Source organism: Paraburkholderia tropica (assembly GCF_900109265.1).
In the GTDB taxonomy this organism is placed as follows: domain Bacteria; phylum Pseudomonadota; class Gammaproteobacteria; order Burkholderiales; family Burkholderiaceae; genus Paraburkholderia; species Paraburkholderia tropica.
The window spans coordinates 297,678-320,111 of record NZ_FNZM01000002.1; the positions used below are offsets into that span (position 1 = coordinate 297,678).

Annotated in this window: 18 protein-coding genes and 1 pseudogene; 10 read left to right on the forward strand and 9 right to left on the reverse strand. The window is 65.7% G+C overall.

The genetic code is table 11. From position 1 onward, the window contains the following. The first annotated feature begins 95 nt into the window (after window positions 1-95). From BMY06_RS03735 to ubiA, 5 genes are all read left to right on the forward strand, one after another. Complete coding sequence (locus BMY06_RS03735) at window positions 96-1,055, forward strand: hydrogen peroxide-inducible genes activator (RefSeq protein WP_065065094.1); 960 nt, start codon at window positions 96-98, stop codon at window positions 1,053-1,055. A gap of 427 nt (window positions 1,056-1,482) precedes the next feature. Beyond that, window positions 1,483-2,934 (forward strand): catalase, encoded by a 1,452-nt coding sequence (locus BMY06_RS03740; protein WP_074981571.1) that lies wholly within the window; start codon window positions 1,483-1,485, stop codon window positions 2,932-2,934. A 146-nt stretch (window positions 2,935-3,080) separates the two neighbouring features. After that, window positions 3,081-3,257 (forward strand): hypothetical protein, encoded by a 177-nt coding sequence (locus BMY06_RS39475; protein ID WP_156773907.1) that lies wholly within the window; start codon window positions 3,081-3,083, stop codon window positions 3,255-3,257. Window positions 3,258-3,424: 167 nt separating this feature from the next. Beyond that, window positions 3,425-3,913, forward strand: coding sequence for a Dps family protein (locus BMY06_RS03745; RefSeq protein WP_065065092.1), 489 nt, complete (start codon window positions 3,425-3,427; stop codon window positions 3,911-3,913). Between the two features lie 232 nt (window positions 3,914-4,145). Next, a complete protein-coding gene (gene ubiA, locus BMY06_RS03750; RefSeq protein WP_065065175.1) occupies window positions 4,146-5,009 on the forward strand; it encodes a 4-hydroxybenzoate octaprenyltransferase in 864 nt (287 codons plus the stop codon). A 216-nt stretch (window positions 5,010-5,225) separates the two neighbouring features. Here ubiA and proC read toward each other — a convergent pair whose 3' ends face one another. From proC to BMY06_RS03780, 6 genes are all read right to left on the reverse strand, one after another. Further along, entirely contained in the window at window positions 5,226-6,041 is an 816-nt protein-coding gene (proC, locus tag BMY06_RS03755) for a pyrroline-5-carboxylate reductase (RefSeq protein WP_065065091.1), read from the reverse strand. A gap of 21 nt (window positions 6,042-6,062) precedes the next feature. Then, window positions 6,063-6,761 carry a YggS family pyridoxal phosphate-dependent enzyme gene (locus BMY06_RS03760; RefSeq protein WP_065065174.1) on the reverse strand — a complete coding sequence of 233 codons (699 nt, stop codon included), beginning with the start codon at window positions 6,759-6,761 and terminating at the stop codon, window positions 6,063-6,065. 271 nt (window positions 6,762-7,032) lie between these two features. Further along, window positions 7,033-8,262, reverse strand: coding sequence for a glycolate oxidase subunit GlcF (gene glcF, locus BMY06_RS03765; RefSeq protein ID WP_065065090.1), 1,230 nt, complete (start codon window positions 8,260-8,262; stop codon window positions 7,033-7,035). Between the two features lie 18 nt (window positions 8,263-8,280). Next, window positions 8,281-9,369, reverse strand: coding sequence for a glycolate oxidase subunit GlcE (glcE, locus tag BMY06_RS03770; RefSeq protein WP_074981753.1), 1,089 nt, complete (start codon window positions 9,367-9,369; stop codon window positions 8,281-8,283). Window positions 9,370-9,651: 282 nt separating this feature from the next. Next, a complete protein-coding gene (locus BMY06_RS03775; protein ID WP_065065089.1) occupies window positions 9,652-11,157 on the reverse strand; it encodes an FAD-linked oxidase C-terminal domain-containing protein in 1,506 nt (501 codons plus the stop codon). A 195-nt stretch (window positions 11,158-11,352) separates the two neighbouring features. Then, window positions 11,353-12,768 carry an FAD-binding oxidoreductase gene (locus tag BMY06_RS03780; RefSeq protein ID WP_074981573.1) on the reverse strand — a complete coding sequence of 472 codons (1,416 nt, stop codon included), beginning with the start codon at window positions 12,766-12,768 and terminating at the stop codon, window positions 11,353-11,355. 277 nt (window positions 12,769-13,045) lie between these two features. Here BMY06_RS03780 and BMY06_RS03785 point away from each other — a divergent pair, with 277 nt between their 5' ends. Both BMY06_RS03785 and hmpA read left to right on the forward strand, forming a co-directional pair. Then, on the forward strand, window positions 13,046-13,627 hold the full coding sequence (locus tag BMY06_RS03785; RefSeq protein ID WP_074981574.1) for a cob(I)yrinic acid a,c-diamide adenosyltransferase: 582 nt from the start codon (window positions 13,046-13,048) through the stop codon (window positions 13,625-13,627). A gap of 199 nt (window positions 13,628-13,826) precedes the next feature. Further along, on the forward strand, window positions 13,827-15,029 hold the full coding sequence (gene hmpA / locus BMY06_RS03790) for an NO-inducible flavohemoprotein (protein ID WP_065065086.1): 1,203 nt from the start codon (window positions 13,827-13,829) through the stop codon (window positions 15,027-15,029). A 97-nt stretch (window positions 15,030-15,126) separates the two neighbouring features. Here the strand turns inward: hmpA and BMY06_RS03795 are convergent, their stop codons facing one another. Beyond that, window positions 15,127-16,059 (reverse strand): GlxA family transcriptional regulator, encoded by a 933-nt coding sequence (locus BMY06_RS03795; RefSeq protein ID WP_231957756.1) that lies wholly within the window; start codon window positions 16,057-16,059, stop codon window positions 15,127-15,129. A 407-nt stretch (window positions 16,060-16,466) separates the two neighbouring features. On the opposite strand from BMY06_RS03795, the pseudogene galU reads away from it, so the two are divergent. Continuing rightward, window positions 16,467-17,330 (forward strand): annotated as a pseudogene (gene galU, locus BMY06_RS03800) (UTP--glucose-1-phosphate uridylyltransferase GalU); the annotation flags it as partial. Window positions 17,331-17,603: 273 nt separating this feature from the next. Here galU and BMY06_RS03805 read toward each other — a convergent pair. Continuing rightward, window positions 17,604-18,056: a GDP-mannose mannosyl hydrolase gene (locus tag BMY06_RS03805; protein WP_065065084.1), complete on the reverse strand. Its 453-nt coding sequence runs from the start codon at window positions 18,054-18,056 to the stop codon at window positions 17,604-17,606. 280 nt (window positions 18,057-18,336) lie between these two features. Continuing rightward, window positions 18,337-20,220: a hypothetical protein gene (locus tag BMY06_RS03810; RefSeq protein ID WP_143064401.1), complete on the reverse strand. Its 1,884-nt coding sequence runs from the start codon at window positions 20,218-20,220 to the stop codon at window positions 18,337-18,339. Window positions 20,221-20,443: 223 nt separating this feature from the next. Between BMY06_RS03810 and BMY06_RS38430 the strand changes: the two genes are divergently transcribed. Together BMY06_RS38430 and BMY06_RS03815 are read left to right on the forward strand one after the other, a co-directional pair. Further along, on the forward strand, window positions 20,444-20,749 hold the full coding sequence (locus tag BMY06_RS38430) for a hypothetical protein (RefSeq protein WP_124261797.1): 306 nt from the start codon (window positions 20,444-20,446) through the stop codon (window positions 20,747-20,749). 458 nt (window positions 20,750-21,207) lie between these two features. Further along, a complete protein-coding gene (locus tag BMY06_RS03815) occupies window positions 21,208-22,203 on the forward strand; it encodes a GlxA family transcriptional regulator (RefSeq protein WP_065065081.1) in 996 nt (331 codons plus the stop codon). Window positions 22,204-22,434: the final 231 nt, after the last annotated feature.

Below are 22,434 nucleotides of genomic sequence, written 5' to 3' on the forward strand. Positions count from 1 at the left end.
CCCGCCCCGCATAGGGGCGTTGATTATTGGCGAATCGCCGCCATAGGTGTATAAGTACAAACTATTGATTCACCCTTTTTGATTGGTCCCTAGAAATGACGCTCACTGAATTGAAATACATCGTCGCGGTTGCTCGCGAGCGCCACTTCGGACGGGCCGCGGAAGCCTGCTTCGTGAGCCAGCCGACGCTGTCGGTGGCGATCAAGAAGCTCGAAGACGAACTCAACGTGCAGATTTTCGAGCGTGGCACGAGCGAGGTGAGCGTCACGCCAATCGGCGAGCAGATCGTCACGCAGGCGCAGCGCGTGCTGGAGCAGACGCTCGCCATCAAGGAAATCGCCAAGCAGGGCAAGGACCCGCTGATCGGGCCGCTGCGCCTCGGCGTGATCTACACCATCGGGCCGTATCTGTTGCCCACGCTCGTCAAGCAGATGATCAAGCGCGTCCCGCAGATGCCGCTGATGCTGCAGGAGAACTACACGCTCAAGCTGATCGAGTTGCTCAAGCAGGGCGAGATCGACGTGGCCATCATGGCGCTGCCGTTCCCGGAAACGGGTCTCACGCTGCGTCCGCTCTACGACGAACCGTTCGTGGTCGCGTTGCCTTCGGGCCATGCGTGGGAAAAGCGCCCGAAGATCGATCCGGACGATCTCAAGCAGGAAACCATGCTGCTGCTCGGCAGCGGTCATTGCTTCCGCGACCACGTGCTCGGCGTGTGTCCGGAACTGATGCGCTTCTCGCAGAACGCGGACGGCATCCAGAAGACCTTCGAGGGCTCGTCGCTGGAAACCATCCGTCATATGGTCGCGAGCGGCGTGGGCATTACGGTGCTGCCGCGTATGTCGGTGACCGAGGTCAAGCCGCATGCGGGCGGCGTCGATTCGGGCCTGCTTTCGTACGTGCCGTTCGACGAACCCGTGCCCGATCGCCGCGTCGTGCTGGCATGGCGCAAGAGCTTCACGCGCATGCCCGCGATCGAAGCGATCGTCGATGCGATTCACGCCTGCGAATTGCCCGGCGTGAAGAAGATCGAAGCGCCGGTCGAGGCGGTCTAACGCTTTCCTTCCGTTGTCGCGCCGCGCCCTGACATAGGGCGCGGCGTTTTCCTCCCTCCGCGCAGGCATTCGTCTGCACTCCCGTTCCTCAATTCCGACACGCCTTGCGACCCCAATAAACTCAGTCTATTTGATAGATTAAATAAATCAAATTATCACTATCAATAGTTTTTGATACAGTTTCCTCAACCGATCCCCAACACGATCAACCGGAGGAAGCGATGCAAAACCAGCTCAACACGTCCGCTGTCAACCACGCACCGTCGCGCGTTGCGTCGAGTTTGCGCACCGTCGCGTTTTCGCTGCTCGTCGACCGCGCGCTGTCGGCCTGAATCGGCCTGAATATCCGCCGCATCGAATTCCGCGCCGCATCGAATCCCCGCAATTGGCTGTACGCCTCAATCCCCACGAAACCCAGGAGTCCAGGATGACCGAACGCACTCTCACCTCGGCCGCAGGCGCCCCCGTCGTCGATAACCAGAATTCGCAGACCGCCGGCCCGCGCGGCCCCGTGATGCTCCAGGACGTCTGGCTGCTCGAAAAGCTCGCGCACTTCGACCGCGAAGTAATTCCCGAGCGTCGCGTGCATGCCAAGGGCTCGGGCGCGTTCGGCACGCTCAAGGTCACGCACGACATTTCGCACTTCACGAAGGCGAAGGTGTTCGGCGAAGTCGGCAAGGAAACGCCGCTCTTCATCCGCTTCTCGACGGTTGCAGGCGAGCGCGGCGCCGCCGACGCCGAGCGCGACGTGCGCGGTTTCTCGATCAAGTTCTACACGGAAGAGGGCAACTGGGACATCGTCGGCAATAACACGCCGGTATTCTTTATCCGCGATCCGCTCAAGTTCCCCGACTTCATCCACACGCAAAAACGCGATCCGCGCACCAACATGCGCAGCAACGTGGCGGCGTGGGACTTCTGGTCGCGTCATCCAGAATCGCTGCATCAGGTGACGATCCTCATGAGCGATCGCGGCATTCCGAAGAACTATCGCCAGCAGCACGGCTTCGGTTCGCACACGTTCTCGTTCATCAACGCGAACAACGAGCGCTTCTACGTGAAGTTCCACTTCAAGTCGGCGCAGGGCGTGGAGAACTACACCGACGCCGAAGCCGCGCAAGTGGTGGCGCAGGACCGCGAATCGGCGCAGCGCGATCTGTTCAACGAGATCGAGAAGGGCAATTTCCCGAAGTGGCATTTCCGCGTGCAGGTGATGCCGGAAGCCGATGCCGCGAAGGTGCCGTACAACCCGTTCGACATCACGAAGGTGTGGCCGCAGAAGGATTACCCGCTGATCGACGTGGGCACGATCGAACTGAACCGCAATCCGGAGAACTATTTCGCCGACGTCGAGCAGGCTGCGTTCACGCCCGCGAACGTGGTGCCGGGCATCAGCTTCTCGCCGGATCGTCTGTTGCAGGGCCGCCTGTTCTCGTACGGCGACACGCAGCGTTACCGCCTCGGCGTGAACCATCACCAGATTCCCGTGAACGCGCCGCGCTGCCCGTTCCACTCGTATCACCGTGATGGCGCGATGCGCACCGACGGCAATCTCGGCGGCAACGTGAATTACGAGCCGAACCGTTTCGGCGACTTCGCGCAGCGTCCCGGCGCAGGCGAGCCGCCGCTCGCGGCCGGTGCGGTCGATCACTACGATCATCGCGAGGACGGCGATTACTACAGCCAGCCGGGCGCGCTGTTCCGCCTGTTCGACGCCGGTCAGCGCGAGCGTCTCTTCGCGAACATCGCGCGGCATATCGCTGGCGTGCCGTCGGAGATCGTGCAGGTGCAGCTCGAACATTTCCGCCGTGCCGATCCGGCTTACGCGGAAGGCGTGATCGCCGCGATGGCGGCGCTCGCGGAAGCGAAGTCGAAGTAAAGCGATAAAAGGCAGGTAAATCAGGGAGTAGTGCACGGAGTGGTGCTGAAAGCAGCGGCGGGGCGTATCGACGTCCCGCCGCGCCCATCATCCGCGCCGCAGGAACCGAGGACGAGGCCGCGAGCCTCAAGCAAAGGAGCCGGATCATGACCAGAACGATGACGATGACGCTCAAGACCGTCGGCGCGGGACGCGGCGCCGAGATGGCGCGCACGCGCGCGCAGGGCACGCAGTTCGTGCGCCGCGTGGTGAGCTACGGCATCTTGACGAGCACGCTCGTGGCGATCGCCGCACAGGCTCTGGCGCATTTCGTCGCGCGCTGACGACGCCGGGAACACGCGCTGCTTGTGCCTTGTCCGACCTTGGGGCCGGATGCCCTTGGGTTTTACGCTACACTGACGCCCGATCGAGCGTTTGCGGGGCGCCTGCGGTATCGAGGCGAACGCGACGCCAGCGACCGGAAGTCTCACTGCTATAAATAGGAGTCGTCATGGCCAAGAAATCTGCTGTGCAGCACGTGAATATCGGCATCAGCGACAAGGATCGCAAGAAGATCGCGGACGGTCTTTCGCGCCTGCTCGCGGACACCTACACGCTGTATCTGAAGACGCACAACTTCCACTGGAACGTCACGGGTCCGATGTTCAATACGCTGCACCTGATGTTCGAAGGGCAGTACAACGAACTGGCGCTGGCCGTCGACGCGATCGCCGAGCGCATCCGCGCGCTGGGCGTGCACGCGCCGGGCAGCTACAAGGACTTCGCGAAGCTCTCGTCGATTCCGGAAGCCGACGGAGTGCCGGCCGCCGAAGACATGATCCGCCAGCTCGTGGAAGGCCAGGAAGCCGTGGTGCGCACCGCGCGCGCGATCTTCCCGGCAACGGAAGCCGCCAACGACGAGCCGACCGCCGACCTGCTCACGCAGCGCATGCAGACGCATGAAAAGACCGCGTGGATGCTGCGTTCGCTGCTGGCTTGATACACGGTTGATGTGCATGATTCCCGGTTAAAGCGCCACGCGCCGATGCCGGGACACAAAGCCCGCTGGTTGATCCGGCGGGCTTTTTCATTGACGGTGCGTGTTCGAGGGCGTGCGAGCGCGGCTTCGCGGACGCATCGCGCCCGATTTCCCGCGCGCGCCGATGATGAACTCGCGGCGAAGCGTCGCCGCCGTGGCCTACAATAGCGGCATCGTTTTTTGCGCTCCCATCATGTTCGCCCGACTCCCGCTCTATCTGCGGCTCGTCCGCATGGACAAGCCGATCGGCAGCCTGTTGCTGCTGTGGCCGACGCTCAACGCGCTGTGGATCGCCTCGAACGGCCATCCGTCGCTCTCGCTGCTCGTGATCTTCACGGTGGGCACGGTGCTGATGCGCTCGGCGGGCTGCGCGATCAACGATTACGCCGACCGCGATTTCGACCGTCACGTCAAACGCACCGCCGAACGGCCGATCACCTCGGGCCGCATCCGCGCGTGGGAAGCGGTGGCAATCGCCGCCGGACTCGCGATCGTCTCGTTTCTGCTGATCCTGCCGCTCAACGGGCTCACGAAGCAGCTTTCAGTGGTGGCGCTGTTCGTGGCCGCGTCCTATCCGTTCACCAAGCGCTTTTTCGCGATTCCACAGGCGTATCTGGGCATTGCGTTCGGTTTCGGCATTCCGATGGCCTTCGCCGCGATTCAGGACCACGTGCCTGCGCTCGCATGGATCATGCTGATCGCGAACGTGTTCTGGTCGGTGGCCTACGACACCGAGTACGCGATGGTCGACCGCGACGACGACATCAAGATCGGCATTCGCACCTCGGCGCTCACGTTCGGCCGCTACGACGTGTTCGCAATCATGCTCTGCTATGCGGTCACGCTCGGCATCTACGTGTGGGTGGGCATGACGCTGCAATTCGGCTGGCTTTACTGGCTCGGCTGGGCGGCGGCCGTGGGCTGCGCGATCTATCACTACACGCTTATCCAGCACCGCGAGCGCATGGCGTGCTTCGCCGCGTTCCGTCACAACAACTGGCTCGGCGGCGTGCTGTTCGTGGGCATCGCCGCGCATTACCTCGTGGCCGGTTCGTAAGCGCGACGCACGTTGCGAGTGTAAAAAAAGCGCCTCGAAATTCGAGGCGCTTTTTCTTTGCGCTGCCGGTTGGCGCGGCGAATCACGCATGACGCGCGATGCGCGACGTGGTGAACACGTGGCAAACACCGCGCGACCACATGGCAAACACCGCGACGCACGGCGAGACGCCGCGCGACCGCGACTTCCCACCGCCGCGCCTGCGGCTCGTGCGGCTTACTGCTTGCCGAACTCTTCGCCCATTTCCTTCGCACGCGCGTCGGCGGCCAGTGCGCCGCGCACGATGGCGTCCTTCACGGCCGAGGCGTCGAACGACGCGAGCGCCGCCGCCGTGGTGCCGCCCTTGGACGTGACACGCTCGCGCAGCACCGCGGGCGTTTCATCCGACTGCAGCGCGAGTTGCGCCGCGCCCGCGAACGTGGCGATGGCGAGCGCGCGGCCTTGCTGCTCGTCCATGCCGAGCTGGCGGGCGGCTTCCTCGAGCGCTTCGATGAAATAGAACACGTAGGCCGGACCGCTGCCCGAGATGGCCGTGACGGCGTCGATCTTGCTCTCGTCGTCGAACCAGACGGTCTGGCCGACGGCGCCCAGCACGTTCGAGGCGAGTTCGCGGCCCGCCGCGTCCACGCCGCCGCTCGCGACGAGACCGGTCGCGCCCATGCCGATCAGCGCGGGCGTGTTGGGCATCGTGCGCACGATGCGCGTGTGGCCCTTGAGCCAGCGCGACAGATCTTCGATGCGGATGCCCGCGAGAATGCTGATGACGACCTGATGCGCGCCCAGATGCGGGGCGAGCGATTCGGCGACGACCTTGGCGATCTGCGGCTTCACCGCGAGCAGGATGGCGTCGTAGTCGGCCAGCGCCGCGTCGGCGCCCGCGCCGGTGCGAACGCCGAACTGTTCCTCGCTGCGCTTGCGGGCGTCCTCGTTCGGATCGATCGCATACAGGTTGGCGGCGGGAACGCCCTTGCGGATCAAACCGCCGATGAGTGCGGCGGCCATGTTGCCGCCGCCGATGAAGGCAATTTTCATGGTGTGGAGTGCGTACTTGAATCAGTGAGAATAATCGCGCCCGCCAAAGATCGCGGTGCCGACGCGCACGATCGTGGCGCCTTCGAGCACGGCCGCTTCGAGGTCGGCCGACATGCCCATGGAGAGCGTGTCGAGCGCGAGGCCGTCGGCGCGCAGCGCGTCGAACAGCTCGCGCAGCTGCCGGTGCGGCGCACGTTGCGCCTCGGGCGTTTCAGCCGGCTCGGGAATGGACATCAACCCGCGCAGGCGCAGGTTGGGCAACGCGGCGATGGCGTGTGCGATTTGTACGGCTTCCTCCGGCGCGGTACCGCTCTTGGAAGCTTCGCCGCTCACGTTGACCTGCAGGCACACGTTGAGCGGCGGCATGCCCGCGGGTCGCTGTTCCGACAGGCGCTGGGCGATCTTCAGTCGATCGATCGAATGGACCCAGTCGAAACGCTCGGCCACGGGCCGCGTCTTGTTCGATTGCAGCGGCCCGATGAAATGCCATTCGAGGCTCGCGCGCAGGTCCGCGAGCGCCTCGATCTTGTCCACCGCTTCCTGCACGTAGTTCTCGCCGAACGCACGCTGACCGGCGGCATGCGCGGCGCGCACGTCGTCGGCGGGGAAGGTTTTCGACACCGCGAGCAGCGCAACGGATTCCGGCGCGCGCCCCGCACTGCGGGCGGCGGCGGCGATGCGCTCATGGACGGCTTCGAGGTTGTGGACGAGATCGGTCATCGGATTGGAGGCCGGCCGCGCAGCGCTGCCCGCGGCCGTTACGGCGCACATGAAACGAACGAAGGCAATTATACGGACTGCGCCGGGCCGCGAAACCTCCGCCGAAAGACGTAGGGCTTTTCGGCGTCATGCGGGGGGCAATTTCTGACGGTGCGCATCGGCGTCGCGAGCCCTGACGGATTGGCTCCTACGCCATCCGGCCGACTGTTGGCGCGATCGGCGAATCGCTACGCTGGGACGTGTTTTTTCGACGTCCGGCGCCTTGCCGGCCTCAATTCGCCGCCAGCATATGTTCGATCAACTCAATCCAGTGCGTGACCGGAATCGCCGTGCCGCTTTGCAGGTGTGCGATACAGCCAATGTTGGCCGAGACGATCAGTTGCGGCTCCAGCGCCTTGAGCCGATCCACCTTCTGATTGCGCAGTGTGTACGAGAGGCGCGGCTGCGTGATCGAATAGGTGCCCGCGGAGCCGCAGCACAGGTGACTGTCCACGGGCAGACGCACGTCGAGCCCGAGCGCGCGCAGCACGTGCTCCACGCCGCCGCGCAACTGCTGGCCGTGTTGCAGCGTGCAGGGCGGGTGGTACGCCACGGTATGAATGCCGCGCCGCCGCGTGGCCGCGAGCAACTGGTCCTCGAATGGCGGCAGGATCTCGGCCAGGTCGCGCGTGAGTTCCGCAACCCGCCGCGCCTTCTCCGCGTAGACGGGGTCGTGGCGCATCAGGTGCGCGTATTCCTTGACCGTCGCGCCGCAGCCGGAGGCGTTCATCACGATCGCCTCCACGCCTTGCTCGATATGCGGCCACCAGGCGTCGATGTTCGCGCGCACGTCGTTCAGGGCGTCGTCGGCGTAACCCATGTGCAGACGGATCGCGCCGCAGCAGCCCGCCTGCGGGGCCACCACGGTTTCGATGCCCAGCGCGTCGAGCACGCGCGCCGTGGCCACGTTGATGTTGGGCATCATCGAAGGCTGCACGCAACCGGCGAGCATCAGCATCTTGCGGGCGTGTTTCGCGGTCGGCCAGGCGAGCGGGCGCTGGCGCACCGGCACCTTGTCGCGCAGCCGTCGCGGCAGCAGGGCGCGCACTTGCTGGGCGAAGCGCATGGCCGGCGAAAACAGCATGCGGCGCGGCAGGAAGCCCGCCAGAAAACGCCGGGTCAGACGCTGGCGCAGCGGGCGCGGCACGCGCTCTTCGGCGAGCTTGCGGCCGATTTCCACGAGCCGGCCGTACTGCACGCCCGAGGGGCAGGTCGTCTCGCAACTGCGGCAGGTGAGGCAGCGGTCGAGGTGCGTGAGCGTGCTTTTCGAGACCGTCGCGCCTTCCACCATCTGTTTCATCAGATAGATGCGCCCGCGCGGGCCGTCGAGTTCGTCGCCGAGCAACTGGTACGTCGGGCAGGTCGCGGTGCAGAAGCCGCAATGCACGCACTTGCGCAGGATCGCGTCGGCTTCGTCGCCGTCGGGGGTGTTGCGAATGAAGTCCGCGAGGTTCGTCTGCATCGCCGCGTGATGGTCAGGTCAGAAGTCGGAATACAGGCGGCCGCGATTGAAGATGCGGGCCGGGTCGAACGCGGCTTTCAGGCCGCGATGGATCTTCATCAGTGGCGCGGGCAGGGGCGTGAACACGCCCGCGCTGCGGTCGTACTCGTGCCCGGTGCGGAACATCGTGGCGTGGCCGCCCGCCTGCTTGGCGGTGATGCGGACCGTCTGCGCGTCGGTTTCGGTAATCCACCAGCGCTGCGCGCCGCCCCATTCCATCAACTGCGCGCCGGGCAATTGCAGCGGCTCGGCGATCGAGGGCAGTGCGAGACGCCAGAGCGCGGCATTGGGCGCGATGGAGGCGAAAAACGGGTCGGTTTGCTCGCGCAGGCCCGCCCAGAAGCGTTCGGCTTCCACGGCGTCCACCACCTCGCCGCCGAGCGCGGTGCGCGCGGACTTCACGGCGGCTTCGGCGCCCGCCAGACGCACGGCCAGCGTGCCGTTGCGCCAGGCGCTGGCCGTCATCGGCAGCGGGCGGCCGCCCCATTCGTTGAGCTTGCGCACGGCGTCGGTGCCGTTCATGTCGAAGCGCAGCGTGGTTTCGGCCTGCGGCACCGGCAGTACCTTGACCGAGAGTTCGAGCATGAGGCCGAGCGTGCCGAGCGACCCCGCCATGAGCCGCGCCACGTCGTAGCCCGCCACGTTCTTTACGACCTGGCCGCCGAAGTGCAGCACCTCGCCGTGGCCGTTCATGACCACGGCGCCCAGCACGAAGTCGCGCGCCGCGCCTGCCGCAGCACGCCGGGGCCCGGCGAGGCCCGCGGCAACGCAGCCGCCGAGCGTGGCCTGGGTGCCGAAGTGGGGCGGCTCGAACGCCAGCATCTGGCCGCGCGCCGCCAGTGTCTGTTCGATCTCCAGCAGCGGCGTGCCCGCGCGCGCCGTGACCACCAGTTCGGCGGGATCGTAGGCGACGATCCCGCGGTGCGCGCGCGTGTCGAGCACCTCGCCTTCGAGCGCCTGGCCATACCAGTCTTTCGTGCCGCCGCCGCGAATACGCAGCGGCTGGCCGTCGGCGGTCGCCGCGCGAATGCGCTCGGACCAGCTCGCGACGATGTCCTCTTCTTCCATGTCGTCCATGGCGCGTTTGTCGTTGTGGTGCGTTCGATTGTACTGACGCGCCCCGTGCTGACAACCCGGGGCAGGCCCGCATGGCGCGCGTTCGCAAGGGTGGTTGACCGAGGGCGCGACCCGGCGCGCATGACACCCCGCAAAGCGCATGCGCTGCGCATGCCGAGCGGGCCGATTCGGCGTGCGCAGCCGCGTGCCTCCTCGCATCGTCCCGTGTGGCTGCTGCCGCGCAGGCTCGATGAAGCCGCCGCAGCGCGGCGCGCGCCCGCGTCGGCGCGCGGCTCAGAAACGCGGCAGATCGGGATGCGGCAGCAGATTGCCGCGCACGTGCATGCGGCCGTATTCGGCGCAGCGCGCGCGCGTGGGGATGCCTTTATCGGGATTGAGCAGGCCCGCCGGGTCGAACGCGTGCTTTACGGCATGGAACGCATCACGCTCCTGGGGCGAGAACTGCACACACATCGAATTGATCTTTTCGATCCCCACGCCGTGCTCGCCCGTGACCGTGCCGCCCAGTTCGACGCAGGTTTCGAGGATATCGGCGCCAAAGGCCTCGGCGCGGTGCCATTCGTCGAGATCGTTGCCGTTGAAGAGAATCAGCGGGTGCATGTTGCCGTCGCCCGCGTGGAACACGTTGATGCAGCGCAGCCGGTACTGCGCCTCCATTTCGTGGATGCGCGCGAGCAGCGGCCCAATCGCGCGGCGCGGCACCGTGCCGTCCATGCAGTAATAGTCGGGCGAGATGCGCCCGGCGGCGGGGAAGGCGTTTTTGCGGCCCGACCAGAAGCGCAGGCGTTCTTCCTCGGTGCGCGAGATCTGGATACGCGTCGCGCCATGTTCGCGCAACACGACGGTCGTGCGCGCGATTTCGTCGGCGACTTCCTCGGGCGTGCCGTCGGCCTCGCACAGCAGGATCGCGGCTGCGTCGAGGTCGTAGCCCGCTTTCACGAATTCCTCCACGGCGCGCGTGGCGGGTTTGTCCATCATTTCGAGACCGGCGGGAATGATGCCGGACGCGATGATGCCGGCCACGGCGTCGCCGCCTTTCACCACGTCGTCGAAGCTCGCCATGATGACCTGCGCGGTCTGCGGACGCGGGATCAGCTTGACCGTCACTTCGGTCACGATGGCGAACATGCCTTCGCTGCCGATCATGACTGCGAGCAGATCGAGCCCCGGCGCGTCGAGCGCGAGCGAGCCGAACTCCACGATCTCGCCGTCCATCGTGACCGCGCGCACGCGCAGCACGTTATGCACGGTGAGGCCGTACTTGAGGCAGTGCACGCCGCCCGAGTTTTCGGAAACATTGCCGCCGATCGTGCAGGCGATCTGCGACGACGGATCGGGCGCGTAATAGAGACCGTAAGGCGCGGCCGCCTCGGAAACGGCCAGATTGCGCACGCCCGGCTGTACGGTGGCCGTGCGTGCGTAAGGATCGACTTCGAGAATGCGCTTGAAGCGCGCGAGCGAAAGCACGATGCCGTGGCGGATCGGCATGGCGCCGCCGGACAGGCCCGTGCCCGCGCCGCGCGGCACGATCGGCACGTCGAGGCGTCGGCAGATCTGCACGATGCGCTGGACCTGCGACTCGGTTTCCGGCAATGCCACCGCGAGCGGCAGGCGCCGGTAGGCCGCGAGGCCGTCGCACTCGTAGGCCACGGTGTCTTCTTCCCGGTGCAGCAGGCAATGCGCGGGCAGCACCGCCATCAGTGCCTGAACCACCTCGCGCTGCCGCTGCGCGAGGGCTTCGGGCGAGAGTTCGGGCATCTTCGCCTCGGGTGCGTTCATGTCTCCTCCTGCTCGTGGGGTTCGCCGCGTGCGGCGGCGGTAGCTGCCGATGCTACTGCGCTGGCCGCAGCCGTGTCAGTCGTCTCTGTCGTGTCAGCCGCTGCAGACTTGGCGGGCGCTGCAGACTTGGCGGGCGCGCGTCTCGCGGCGCGCCTCGCATTGCGACGCTTGCAACGCGTGCACCAACCAGCCAGCTTACGCCGCCCAGCTGAAAATCTTGCCGGGATTCATCAGATTATGCGGATCGAGCGCATGCTTGATGGCGCGCATGGTGTCGACGGTATCGGCGCCGTGCTCTTCCACGAGGAAGTCCATCTTGTGCAGCCCCACGCCGTGCTCGCCCGTGCAGGTGCCGTCCATGCGGATCGCGCGCTGCACGATGCGATGGTTCAGGCGTTCGGCCTCGTCGATTTCGTCGGGCTTGTCGGGGTCGATCAGGATCGCCACGTGGAAGTTGCCGTCGCCCACGTGGCCCACGATCGGGCAGGGCAGCGCCGAGGCCTTCAGGTCGGCTTCGGTTTCCGCCACGCATTCGGCGAGGCGCGAGATTGGCACGCAGACGTCGGTGGTCACGGCGCGGCAGCCGGGTTTGAGTTGCAGCATCGCGAAGTAGGCGCTGTGACGCGCGTTCCACAAGCGGCTGCGGTCTTCGGGGCGCGTGGCCCATTCGAACCCTTCGCCGCCGTTTTGCGCCGCCAGTTCCTGCACGGTTTGCGCCTGTTCGGCCACGCCCGCTTCGGTGCCGTGAAACTCGAAGAACAACGTGTGCTTCTCGCGCAGGCCGAGGTTCGAATGCTTGTTGATTGCGCGCACCGCGAGCGCGTCGATGAATTCCACGCGTGCGATCGGCACGCCCATCTGAATCGTTTCGATCACGGCGCGCACGGCTTCGGCCATCGAGGGAAACGCGCACACCGCCGCCGACACCGCTTCCGGCTGCGGATACAGGCGCACGGTGATTTCGGTGATCACGCCCAGCGTGCCTTCGGAGCCCACGAACAGGCGCGTGAGGTCGTAGCCCGCCGACGACTTGCGCGCGCGCGTGCCGGTCTTGATCACTCGGCCGTCCGCGAGGATGGCGGTCAGGCCCAGTACGTTCTCGCGCATCGTGCCGTAGCGCACGGCGTTGGTGCCCGAGGCCCGCGTCGCCGACATGCCGCCGATGCTCGCATCCGCGCCCGGGTCGATCGGGAAGAACAGGCCGGTGTCGCGCAGCGCTTCATTGAGCTGCTTGCGCGAAATGCCGGGCTCGACGGTGACGGTGAGGTCTTCGGCGTTGATCGAGAGCACGCGGTTCATTTGCGAGAGGTCGATCGATACGCCGCCTTGCACGGCCAGCAGATGGCCTTCGAGCGAGGAGCCGTTGCCGTACGGAATGATCGGCACCTGGTGGCGCGCGCACAGCTTGACGATGGTTTGCACGTCTTCGGTGCTCTGCGCGAACACCACGGCGTCGGGCAGTTGCGGGTCGAAACGCGACTCGTCGCGGCCATGATGGGCGCGCACGGCTTCGGCGGTCGAGACGCGCTCGCCGAAAGCGCTGCGCAAGGCGTCGAGGAGTTCGGCGGGGAACGGGCGGCGTGCGAGAGCCGGCGGCGCGGGATGATTCACGCGGGTGTCTCCTTCGTTGGCGTGGCCGATCGCGCAGACCGGCCTCTATGCGTGTGGGTCGTGCTAACTGGTGCGTTTCATTTTACGCTGAACGTTCGCGTACGCGTTTGCGCCTCGGTCGGCGCGCGCGGGCGCATGCTGCACTGCACGACGGGCAGCGGCGGGTCGCACAGCCCTATCTATAATGAGCCGCGCACATGCTGCCGCAATCCGGTCGATGCACGACGGGTTCGCGCATCGACGGCATCTACGGAATCTACGTTTTGGGAGAAACACGATGGGCAATCGCCTGAGCAAGATCGCCACGCGCACCGGCGACGACGGCACGACGGGACTCGGCGACGGCAGCCGCGTCAGCAAGGACGACGCGCGTATTGCGGCGATCGGCGACGTCGACGAACTCAATTCGCAGATTGGCGTGCTGCTGTGCGAGCCGCTGCCCGACGACGTGCGCGCCGCGCTCGTCGCGATCCAGCACGACCTGTTCGATCTGGGCGGCGAACTCTGCATGCCCGGCCACACGATGGTGACCGACACGCATCTGGCTCGCCTCGACGACTGGCTCGCGGCCTGGAACGCCACGCTGCCGCCGCTCAAGGAATTCATTCTGCCAGGCGGCTCGCGTCCCGCCGCGCTCGCGCACGTGTGCCGCACGGCCTGCCGCCGCGCGGAACGGGCAATCGTGGCGCTCGGCGAGTCGGGCGCGGCGATCGAGGCGGCGCCGCGTCGCTACGTGAACCGGCTTTCGGATCTGATGTTCGTGCTTTCACGCGTGCTCAACCGCGCGGCGGGAGGCGACGATGTGTACTGGCGTCACGACCGCGGCGCAGCACGCGGCGCCGAATTCTCGAACGAATAGGCTGAGTCGGCGAGCAATCGCGGACGTCCTGAACAGCGGCACACGATCGTCGCGCGCTGCATCAGTCCACGTTATGGTCGCACCCTTAATTTCGTGGATGCGTCGGATTATCTGTCGCAGGGTGCGACAAAATGCCTGGGTTAGCGCGTCCTCGTTAAAGATGTATTGTACGTACATCTTTAACGAGGAGAAGCCGCACATGACTGCGCTCACCGCCGACCAGATTGCCCGAGTCAAGGCCACCGCGCCCGTTTTCGCCGAGCACGGCACGACGATCACGAAGCACTTCTACCAGCGCATGTTCAACGCGCATCCGGAACTGAAGAACATCTTCAACCAGACGCACCAGAAGAGCGGCAGCCAGCCCGAAACGCTCGCGCGCGCCGTCTATGCGTACGCGGCCAATATCGACAATCTGGGCGCGCTCGGCGGCGCGGTCACGCACATCGCGCACAAGCACGCGAGCCTGAACATCCGTCCTGAGCACTATCCGATCGTCGGTCGCCATTTGCTGGGGGCGGTCGTCGACGTGCTCGGCGAGGCGGTCGATCAGCCGACGCTCGACGCCTGGGCCGTGGCCTACGAGCAGCTTGCGAACATCATGATCGGCGCCGAGGCGAAGCTCTATGAAGCCGCGTCGTGGAGCGGTTTCCGTCCGTTCAAGGTGATGCGCAAGCAGGTCGAGAGCGACGAAATCACCTCGTTCTATCTGGCGCCGGCCGACGGCGCGAGCGCGGGTGGCTTCGAACCGGGCCAGTACGTGAGCGTGACGCGCTACGTCGACCAGTTGGGCGTCGATCAGCCGCGCCAGTACAGCCTCTCCGATGCGCCGCACGGCCGCTGGCTGCGCATTTCGGTCAAGCGCGAGGATGGCCGCGCCGACACGCAACCGGGCCACGTCTCGAACATCCTGCACGCCGATGTCGAAGAGGGCACGATCGTGCACGTGAGTGCGCCGATGGGCGAATTCACGCTCGACCGCAAGAAGAGCACGCCGGTCGTGCTGATGAGCGGCGGCGTTGGCATCACGCCAATGACGTCGATGCTCGCCACGCTGCTGGCGGAACGCAGCGAGCGCAAGATCGCGTTCGTGCACGCCTGCCGCAACGGCCGCGTGCACGCGTTCAAGGACTGGCTGCGCCGCAGCGCCGCCGAGCATCCGAACCTCAAGCGCGTGGTGTTCTACGAAGCGGTCGGCGCTGACGATCGCGCGGGCGTCGACTACGACTTCGAGGGCCGTCTGGACATCGGCCGCGTCGAAGCCGACGTGATGTTGCCGGATGCCGACTACTACCTCTGCGGCCCGGTCGCGTTCATGCGCGCACAGCGCGAAGCGCTCGTGGCGCGCGGTGTCGATCCGGCGCGCATCCACACCGAGATCTTCGGTTCGGGCATGCTGTAACCAGGTTCACGCGAAGGCGCTTTCAGGGCGCCATGGCGACACAAAAAACGCCGCGCGGTCTGCACGACCTCGCGGCGTTTTGCATGGCGTTTGTCGCTCACTCGTTCGACGCGCGCCGGTTCACCGCGCGATAGCCGGAGGGCGATATCGACAGGCGGCGTCGAAAGATCCGCGCAAGCCGCTCGCCGCGCGGCACGCCGCAGCGTTGCGCGATTTCGTCGATCGGCAGATTGGTTTGCGCGAGCAGCAGACAACTCGCGTCGAGCCGCGCGCGCAGCAGATATTCGGACGGCGTGAGCCCGGTCTGCGTCTTGAAGTGGCGCAGGAAGTTGCGCATGCTCATTTGCGCGACGCGCGCGGCGTCGGCGACCGAAATGGGCTGATGGTAGTTCTCGCGCAGCCAGTGCGCGGCCGAGCTGATCTTGCCGTTCGGGCTGTCCGATTCGCCATCGTCGAGCATCGGGCCGAGACGTTCCCACGCGCCCGGCATCGTATCGTCCGAAACGCGCTGCGCGAGCGCCACGCCGTGATTGCGCTTGAGCACCTTGAGCGCGGCGATCAGCGCCTCGGGCGGCGTGACCACCGAGGCGCACGCGTGATGCGCTTCGAGCGCGCGCCGCAGCCGTTGCGCCGACGCCGCCGCGATCAGGCCGCTGCGCAGAAACGAGACATCGGCGGCCGCGAGCACGGTGCGTCCTTCGCCGAGCGCGCGAATGATGCGCACCTTTGGCGCGAGCGCCTGCAACCGCGCAAGCAGCCGCTCGTTTTCGCGCGCCTCTTCGGCGCCGGGACCGCCCGCGATGAAGAGCGTATCGAAGCCGTTGCGCAGCGGGCCGTGCACGCTATCGGTCCAGATTCGCAGACCGCATCCGCTCGCGACGCTGCCGCCGTCCTCCGAGAGCACGGCGAGCGAATAGACCGGCAGCGGCCCGACGCCCGCATCGTTCGCGATACGAAACACGTCGGCGAGCAGGCTCACGTCGCCGAGCGGAAAGCCCTCGAAAACCAGGATGCCGATACGTTTGGCCATGGTCGCCAGCTTAAGGTGGGGGCGCGTCCGTAAGGCGGCTTGCCGGCAGATCACCCGATCGATGTGCATGGCCGGTTCCTCGCGCAAGGATGGATTCGCAGGAGTACGTTGCATTGTTCGGGGCGCTCGCGCGCCACGTTTGACTGGGGTTCATGATAGGCGTGGTGTCGCGTGCGCCGCTCGCCGCAGTCGGAAAACGCCGAGAGATTGGCAGAATGGCTCGATATGCGCTGGTTAAGCTGGCCTCGCATCCTTCGTGACCGGGCGCGGCGCGAGCCGCTGCAATATCGATACCCGGCAAGCGCCGCGCGGCGATCGCGCGAGGCTCACGACGGAGCGGCAAACCCCACGGCAACTCCCGCGCGCGGCGTATCCGGCGGCGCGATCCACCGAACGGCGAGGCGAACATGATCAAGCTGCGCAAGGCGGTATTTCCGGTTGCCGGTCTCGGCACGCGATTTCTCCCGGCCACCAAGGCGAGCCCCAAGGAAATGCTGCCGGTGGTCGACAAGCCGCTGATCCAGTACGCCGTCGAGGAAGCGGTGGCCGCCGGCATCACCGAACTGATTTTCGTGACGGGTCGCGGCAAGCGCGCGATCGAGGATCACTTCGACAAGTCCTATGAGATCGAGCGCGAGCTGGAAGCGCGCGGCAAGGCGGAACTGCTCGCGACCGTGCGCAGCATCAAGCCGTCGCACGTCGAGTGCATTTTCGTGCGCCAGCCGGAGCCGCTCGGGCTCGGCCACGCGGTGTTGTGCGCGCAGAAGATCATCGGCGACGAACCGTTCGCCGTGCTGCTCGCCGACGATCTGATCGACGCGCAGCCGCCCGTGCTCACGCAGATGGCGCGGCGCTTCGATCACTATCACTGCTCGCTCGTCGCGGTCGAGGAGATCGCGCGCGCGGATGCGGGCGCGTACGGCGTCGTCAAAGGGCGCGCGTGGGACGAGCACGTGTTCCGCATGTGCGGCATCGTCGAAAAGCCCGCTCCCGACGAGGCGCCTTCGACGCTCGGCGTGGTCGGCCGCTATGTGCTGATGCCGGGCATCTTCGATCATCTGCGCCGCTTGCGGCCCGCGCCGGGCGAGGAACTGGAGTTGAGCGACGCGATCCAGTCGATGCTCGCCGACGAGCAGGTGCTCGCGCATCGCTTCACGGGGCGGCGCTTCGATTGCGGCAGCAAGCTCGGCTACTTGCAGGCGACCGTCGAGTACGCGCTGCGTCACGCCGAAGTGGGCGAGGCATTCGGCGCGTGGCTACGGGCGCGCGAGCGCAGCGACGGCAACGAGGGTGACACGGCGCAGGCCGCGCGCGAGCCGCGCAAGCCGCACACGCCGCACACGCCGCACGATGGGCCGGATCTGCATCTCGTGCGCGATGTACCCGACGCCGACGCAGCCGACGACTTCGCCACGCCGCTCACGGCGACCTGAAGACGCGATCGCGCAAACGCATTCACGCAAACGCCATCCCACGAACGCGCGCCTGGCGCTCGCGCGCGTTCGCCTTCACCGGCAACATCGCCACATCGCCACAACAATCGCTCAGGAAAAATAAGCCTTCGTATTCGGATGCACGTCGTCGCGCACGAGCAATTCTTCGGGCGCGAGCCACGCGTACTGACTGTGCTGATCGAAGCGCCCGACCGGCACCGTGCTGTCGAGCGTGAACGCGTAGGCGAGCACGACATAGTGCGTGCCGATGCCGTTCTCCGCCGCGAAATTATCCGGATACAGGTGTTCGTACACGCCGCCGAAGCGCGCCGCCGCGCGTTGCATGCCCGCGATGCCCAGCTCCGTTTCGACGATGCGCGTGAACGCCGCGTCGAGCCGTTCCTCCTTGCGGATGCGTCCGCCCGGCACGAACCATGTGCCGCGCGCGGGACGATTGCGCCGCTGGCCGACCAGCACGCGGCCTTGCGCGTCCACGACGATCAGGTCGATCGCGACGAGCGGCGCGAGACGCACCACGTCGAGAAATTCGGTTGGCGACAGCATGAGCGAGCGGTCCAGTGGGAGTGGAGAGGGCACAACCCGACGCGCGCTCGCCTCGTATGCGTGGCGGACGACTGGACGAAACCGGCGAAGCAGGCCGCAGCGCGTTCAACAGCAGTCTAGGCGTGTCAATTTCGTGGCGCACTGTCGTTTGCCGCCGAAGTTTCGCTATCGCGGGCCAAGTTGCGCATTCGCGCTTGCCTTGCCGGTTCGATCGGCGTCACGATCCCAGCTATTGGAATGGCGCGAAATGAAGGCGGAGGCCGCGCGGCCTCCGCAAGCGCTACCGCGTGACGTAACCCGCCGGCGTGATCGCGTTCGCTTTTGCGATGGCCGCGTTGCCCGACACCACGTAGACCGGCGATTCGGTCAGGCTCAGCGGCAGCATGCCGTCCTTGTAGCTCATCGTGCTCGCGTTGCCCATCATGTCGAACACGCTCACGTTGCCCGCGCTGCCGCGCGCGTCCACCTGCAACGTCCAGTTGGTCGCGCGCTTCGCGTCGAAGCCGGCGCTCGCGCTCCAGCGCGCGTCGTCGTGGCTCCAGAGCGCCGTGATCACCTTGCCGTCGGGCCGCGCGAACGCGTAGGCATAGACGCCCGGCGGCGTGTTGCGCAGCGGGCCGAGCGTGATCGTGCCGTCGACCAGACGCGTCATCGCCGCAACCGCGAGCGCGGCGGGCTTCGGACTGATGTTGCCCGCGCCGTACGCGCCTTGCGCGTGATCGAGTTCGAAGAACACGCCATAGCCCGCCGACGTTTGCGGCATGTCCTGCGAATAGAACACGTAGGTCACGTCCGCGCCTTCGCCGAGCATGATCAGATGCGTGCGCGCGACCACCGCGCCTTGCGCGTAGAGCGTTTGCGCATCCGGATAGTGCGGGCCGTAGGTCTTGCCGATGTCGTAGCTGATGCCGGTTTCGGTGACGAACAACGGCGCGCCGGGCTTGAGCAGATCGCGCATGGTCGCGCGCAGATCGCGCATCGCGGTGGGCAGCGCGGGCCCTTTTCCGACGCCTGTATCGATCACGCGTTCGGGCGGATGCGAGGGACTCGTGCCGAAATCGTAATAGCCGTGGATCGTCATGCCGTCGAGATAGCGCGCAATACCCAGTTGTGCGAAGTGTTTGAGCCACTTCGCGTTGTCGCCGACGCCCGAGTACGTGAGCCCCATCACGACGCCGTTCGGGTCCGTCGCGTGAATGCCCTGATACACCGACGCATAGGTCGCGACGAAATTCGCATCGGTGTCGCGCCAGGGCAGGCCGCCATCGGGGTCGGGCTCCCACGTCACCTGATAGTAATTGCGCGACTGGCGCGGAAAGGTCTTCGCGCGCACGCGCGCCGACTCGGTGCCCACGCGCGTCATGAAATCGCGCAGCGCGGCCTGCGAGGCGGGCGCGTAGCTGTGCGTGAAGGTGTCGGTGATCTGCGCGGCCTTGTCGGGCGGCGCGGCCCATTTCGGAATGCCGTCGAGCAGGATCAGCCGCATGATGTCGCCTCGCTCGAACCAGCTTGCGAGTTGCGGCTTCGACGGATCGAAGGTGTTCGGCCCGTTCGGCTCCATCGTGTACCACTTGCGCTCGTCGTTGGCCCACGAGAGGCCGAGATCGGTATAGAGCGGACGATAGCCGTCGCCGCCGCAGCAATGCTGGCCTGGCGCGATGAACGCGGTGCCCTGGCCGCCGAAGCGATGCAGGTCCTGCCGCGCGTAACGCGGCGCGGGCAGCACGGCGTTCACGTCGGGCAACACGCCGAAGCTCGTGATGCCGGCCGGCCGCGTGCCGCGTTGAGGCAAGCTGCCGGTGGGGTCCGAAGCCATCGACGCGAGCGTCGCCGAAAATGCGAAATAACCCGCTTGCGGCAGCGTGCAGGTGAGCGTCGTCACGCGCGTGCCGCCGGTCACGGCGAAACTGCCGCTGGCCTGCGTGCGGCTCCATGTATCGTCGATCCGCCATTGCACCTTGTCGTCGCCTTTCGCGCGCGTCACCACGTCGATGCGCACGCTCTTGCCGCGCGCAAAGAGACGCGTGCCGTCGCTGCCCGGGGTATCGGCCGTGATCGGTTCGTCGCCCGCGGGCGCGGCGGCGTTGCCCGGCGCGCTGCGGCACGAGGCGGCTTCGTCGGCGCGGCAGCTTGCTGAAGCCAGCACGCCGAACACGAGTGTCATGGCGAAGAATGCGAACTTGAAGCGCGCGAGCTTGAAGCACGCCAATGTGCAGCATGCGTCGCGTTGCGCATTGCTATCGTGCTGATGTTTCGAACGCTCTCGTTGTGCCGACGCATGCACGATGCGCCGCGAGAGGGTTGTTCGGAAGCCGCTCGTCAGCCGCGCGTCAGGGACCGATGAGCTCGATACGTCTGTCGATGGCGCTGCCACTACGTCTCGTGCGATGAATGCAGTCGTGTGCGTCGCAACAGCCGCTACGCGTATCGATCGCCTGTCGCCCGATTTGTGTGTCGGCCACGCATCACTCGAACACGCGAATGCGGACATCGTAAGAAAGCGCATGGCATTCATCGGCGGATTCCTCGCCCGGTTTCGCGGGTTAAAAAAGCATCAAAAGGCAAGCCTAAAGGCTGCCGATGAGCGTGCGCCGCCAGGCTCCAGTCATTTCGCGCAATTCTGTGCGTTGCCCAACATAATTCACACCAATATGGCAATGCGTATCGATAAAACAACTGTAATGGTTATCTGATATTGTGCGCTGCAACCTGATTTAAAAACGTCTAATATCCTCTCAGTGCGCAGAGAAATGGCGTTTTCAGCCTGGTTTCACGTCTTTAAATCAGACGAATCAGCGCACTGTCTTTGAGTTCCCGCCTCATTCCATCCTGCGCCTGGCGTAAAGATCGGAAAACTTCGCAGTATTCGTCGTATCAATGGTGCGTTTGTCGAGGCTTTAATCTGAGCCATTCCGCGGACCACCGGCTTTCGTTCATCACATTGAGCGATTTCCCGCCGGGGCGGATTGTTTCCGATAAAAGCCGTAATGTGCATGCTTCAAATCGGTCCGCGACCGGACTAAATGCGCCAATGTCTCGCCACTTTCGGTCAGTCGTCGTTGCGCGATTTTTTATCTGCCTATGATGCACTGCACACGGAATGCTATTACCAGGACTTTTCACTAGGACGGGGGCTGTTTAGGGGAAAAGCATGGCATACGCAAGTCTGGATTTGCCGTCGTTTGCTCATCCGCATTTCGTTACCGCGGGTGTGAGTCGTGAAGTGCGTCATATCGCAATACTGCTTTTCGATGGCTGTTCGTTGCTTGGTGCCGGTATCGTGGCGGAAGTGTTTCATGTCGCCAATGAATTGTCGTCCGATACCGCCAGGCGCTCGCCTTACGATGTCAGCATTCTTTCCGCAGATGGCGGCAACGTCACCTGCTCGTCGTCGGTACGCGTCTGGACGGATGGTCTCGATGCGCGCCACTACGTCGGCTTCGACGCGCTGTTCGTTGCGGGCGGGAAGGGCGCGTTCGCCGCGGCCAACGATGAACGCCTGATTGCTTGGCTGCGTCACGTGCATGCGAACACCGCCACCATCCGGCCGATCGGTGAAGGGCGTTCGTTGCTCGAAGCCGCGAATCTGTGTGGTCAGCGCACGCAGCGCGAGTTCGGCTCTTACGCGATGCAGAACACGCGTGAGGACGCAGGCGGCGACGCCGGCGACCGGCTCGAGTCGATGAAGAGTGCGCTGACGCTCGTCAAACGCGATCTCGGCGTGGATGTCGCGCGCGCCGTGACGGAGCGCCTGATGCCCGATTCGGGCGGCAACCTCTTGCCGTTTCTCGGCGATGCGCTCGGCAGCGCGCCCGCCGACAAGGTGAGGGCGGCCGCGCGCTGGTTGCAGGAAAACTGCCAGCGGACCATTTCGATCGCCGACGCCGCGCAGGTTGCGGCGATGAGCGAGCGTAATTTTCTGCGCCGTTTCAAGCTGGAGATGGGCATCACGCCATCAGACTATCTATTGCATGCGCGGCTGGCGATCACCTGCAGTCTGCTCACCGATTCGGAGTTGCCGGTCGACAAGATCGCGCGCCGTACCGGCATGGGCAACGGCGACCGTCTCGCGAAAATCTTCCGCAAACGCATGATGATTTCACCTTCCGAATATCGCGAGCAGAGCCGCCGGGAAGCCGGCGGATGAACCTCGCGGCCGCTCGACGGCATGCCGCGCGAGGTTGCGCGGTATGGCGCGGCGGCGCATGAGCCGGCCGCCCGGCGGCCGAGCCACAAGCCAGAGGTCCGATAGCCGCCTGCCCGCACGCCGACGCGGCCGTCCATCGCCTATATCGTTTTGCCGCCGCTTGTTCGCGGTTTCGGGTCGCTTGTCGCGAGACACGGCGATCCCGCCCGATATGCAGGAGTCCGAACATGA

Bases quoted from the DNA above. Each gene is read 5' to 3' on its own strand.
- BMY06_RS03735 (WP_065065094.1), top strand. From the start codon at position 96: ATGACGCTCACTGAATTGAAATACATCGTCGCGGTTGCTCGCGAGCGC.
- BMY06_RS03740 (WP_074981571.1), top strand. From the start codon at position 1,483: ATGACCGAACGCACTCTCACCTCGGCCGCAGGCGCCCCCGTCGTCGAT.
- BMY06_RS39475 (WP_156773907.1), top strand. From the start codon at position 3,081: ATGACCAGAACGATGACGATGACGCTCAAGACCGTCGGCGCGGGACGC.
- BMY06_RS03745 (WP_065065092.1), top strand. From the start codon at position 3,425: ATGGCCAAGAAATCTGCTGTGCAGCACGTGAATATCGGCATCAGCGAC.
- ubiA (WP_065065175.1), top strand. From the start codon at position 4,146: ATGTTCGCCCGACTCCCGCTCTATCTGCGGCTCGTCCGCATGGACAAG.
- proC (WP_065065091.1), bottom strand. From the start codon at position 6,041: ATGAAAATTGCCTTCATCGGCGGCGGCAACATGGCCGCCGCACTCATC.
- BMY06_RS03760 (WP_065065174.1), bottom strand. From the start codon at position 6,761: ATGACCGATCTCGTCCACAACCTCGAAGCCGTCCATGAGCGCATCGCC.
- glcF (WP_065065090.1), bottom strand. From the start codon at position 8,262: ATGCAGACGAACCTCGCGGACTTCATTCGCAACACCCCCGACGGCGAC.
- glcE (WP_074981753.1), bottom strand. From the start codon at position 9,369: ATGGAAGAAGAGGACATCGTCGCGAGCTGGTCCGAGCGCATTCGCGCG.
- BMY06_RS03775 (WP_065065089.1), bottom strand. From the start codon at position 11,157: ATGAACGCACCCGAGGCGAAGATGCCCGAACTCTCGCCCGAAGCCCTC.
- BMY06_RS03785 (WP_074981574.1), top strand. From the start codon at position 13,046: ATGGGCAATCGCCTGAGCAAGATCGCCACGCGCACCGGCGACGACGGC.
- hmpA (WP_065065086.1), top strand. From the start codon at position 13,827: ATGACTGCGCTCACCGCCGACCAGATTGCCCGAGTCAAGGCCACCGCG.
- BMY06_RS03795 (WP_231957756.1), bottom strand. From the start codon at position 16,059: ATGGCCAAACGTATCGGCATCCTGGTTTTCGAGGGCTTTCCGCTCGGC.
- BMY06_RS03805 (WP_065065084.1), bottom strand. From the start codon at position 18,056: ATGCTGTCGCCAACCGAATTTCTCGACGTGGTGCGTCTCGCGCCGCTC.
- BMY06_RS03810 (WP_143064401.1), bottom strand. From the start codon at position 20,220: ATGACACTCGTGTTCGGCGTGCTGGCTTCAGCAAGCTGCCGCGCCGAC.
- BMY06_RS38430 (WP_124261797.1), top strand. From the start codon at position 20,444: ATGAATGCAGTCGTGTGCGTCGCAACAGCCGCTACGCGTATCGATCGC.
- BMY06_RS03815 (WP_065065081.1), top strand. From the start codon at position 21,208: ATGGCATACGCAAGTCTGGATTTGCCGTCGTTTGCTCATCCGCATTTC.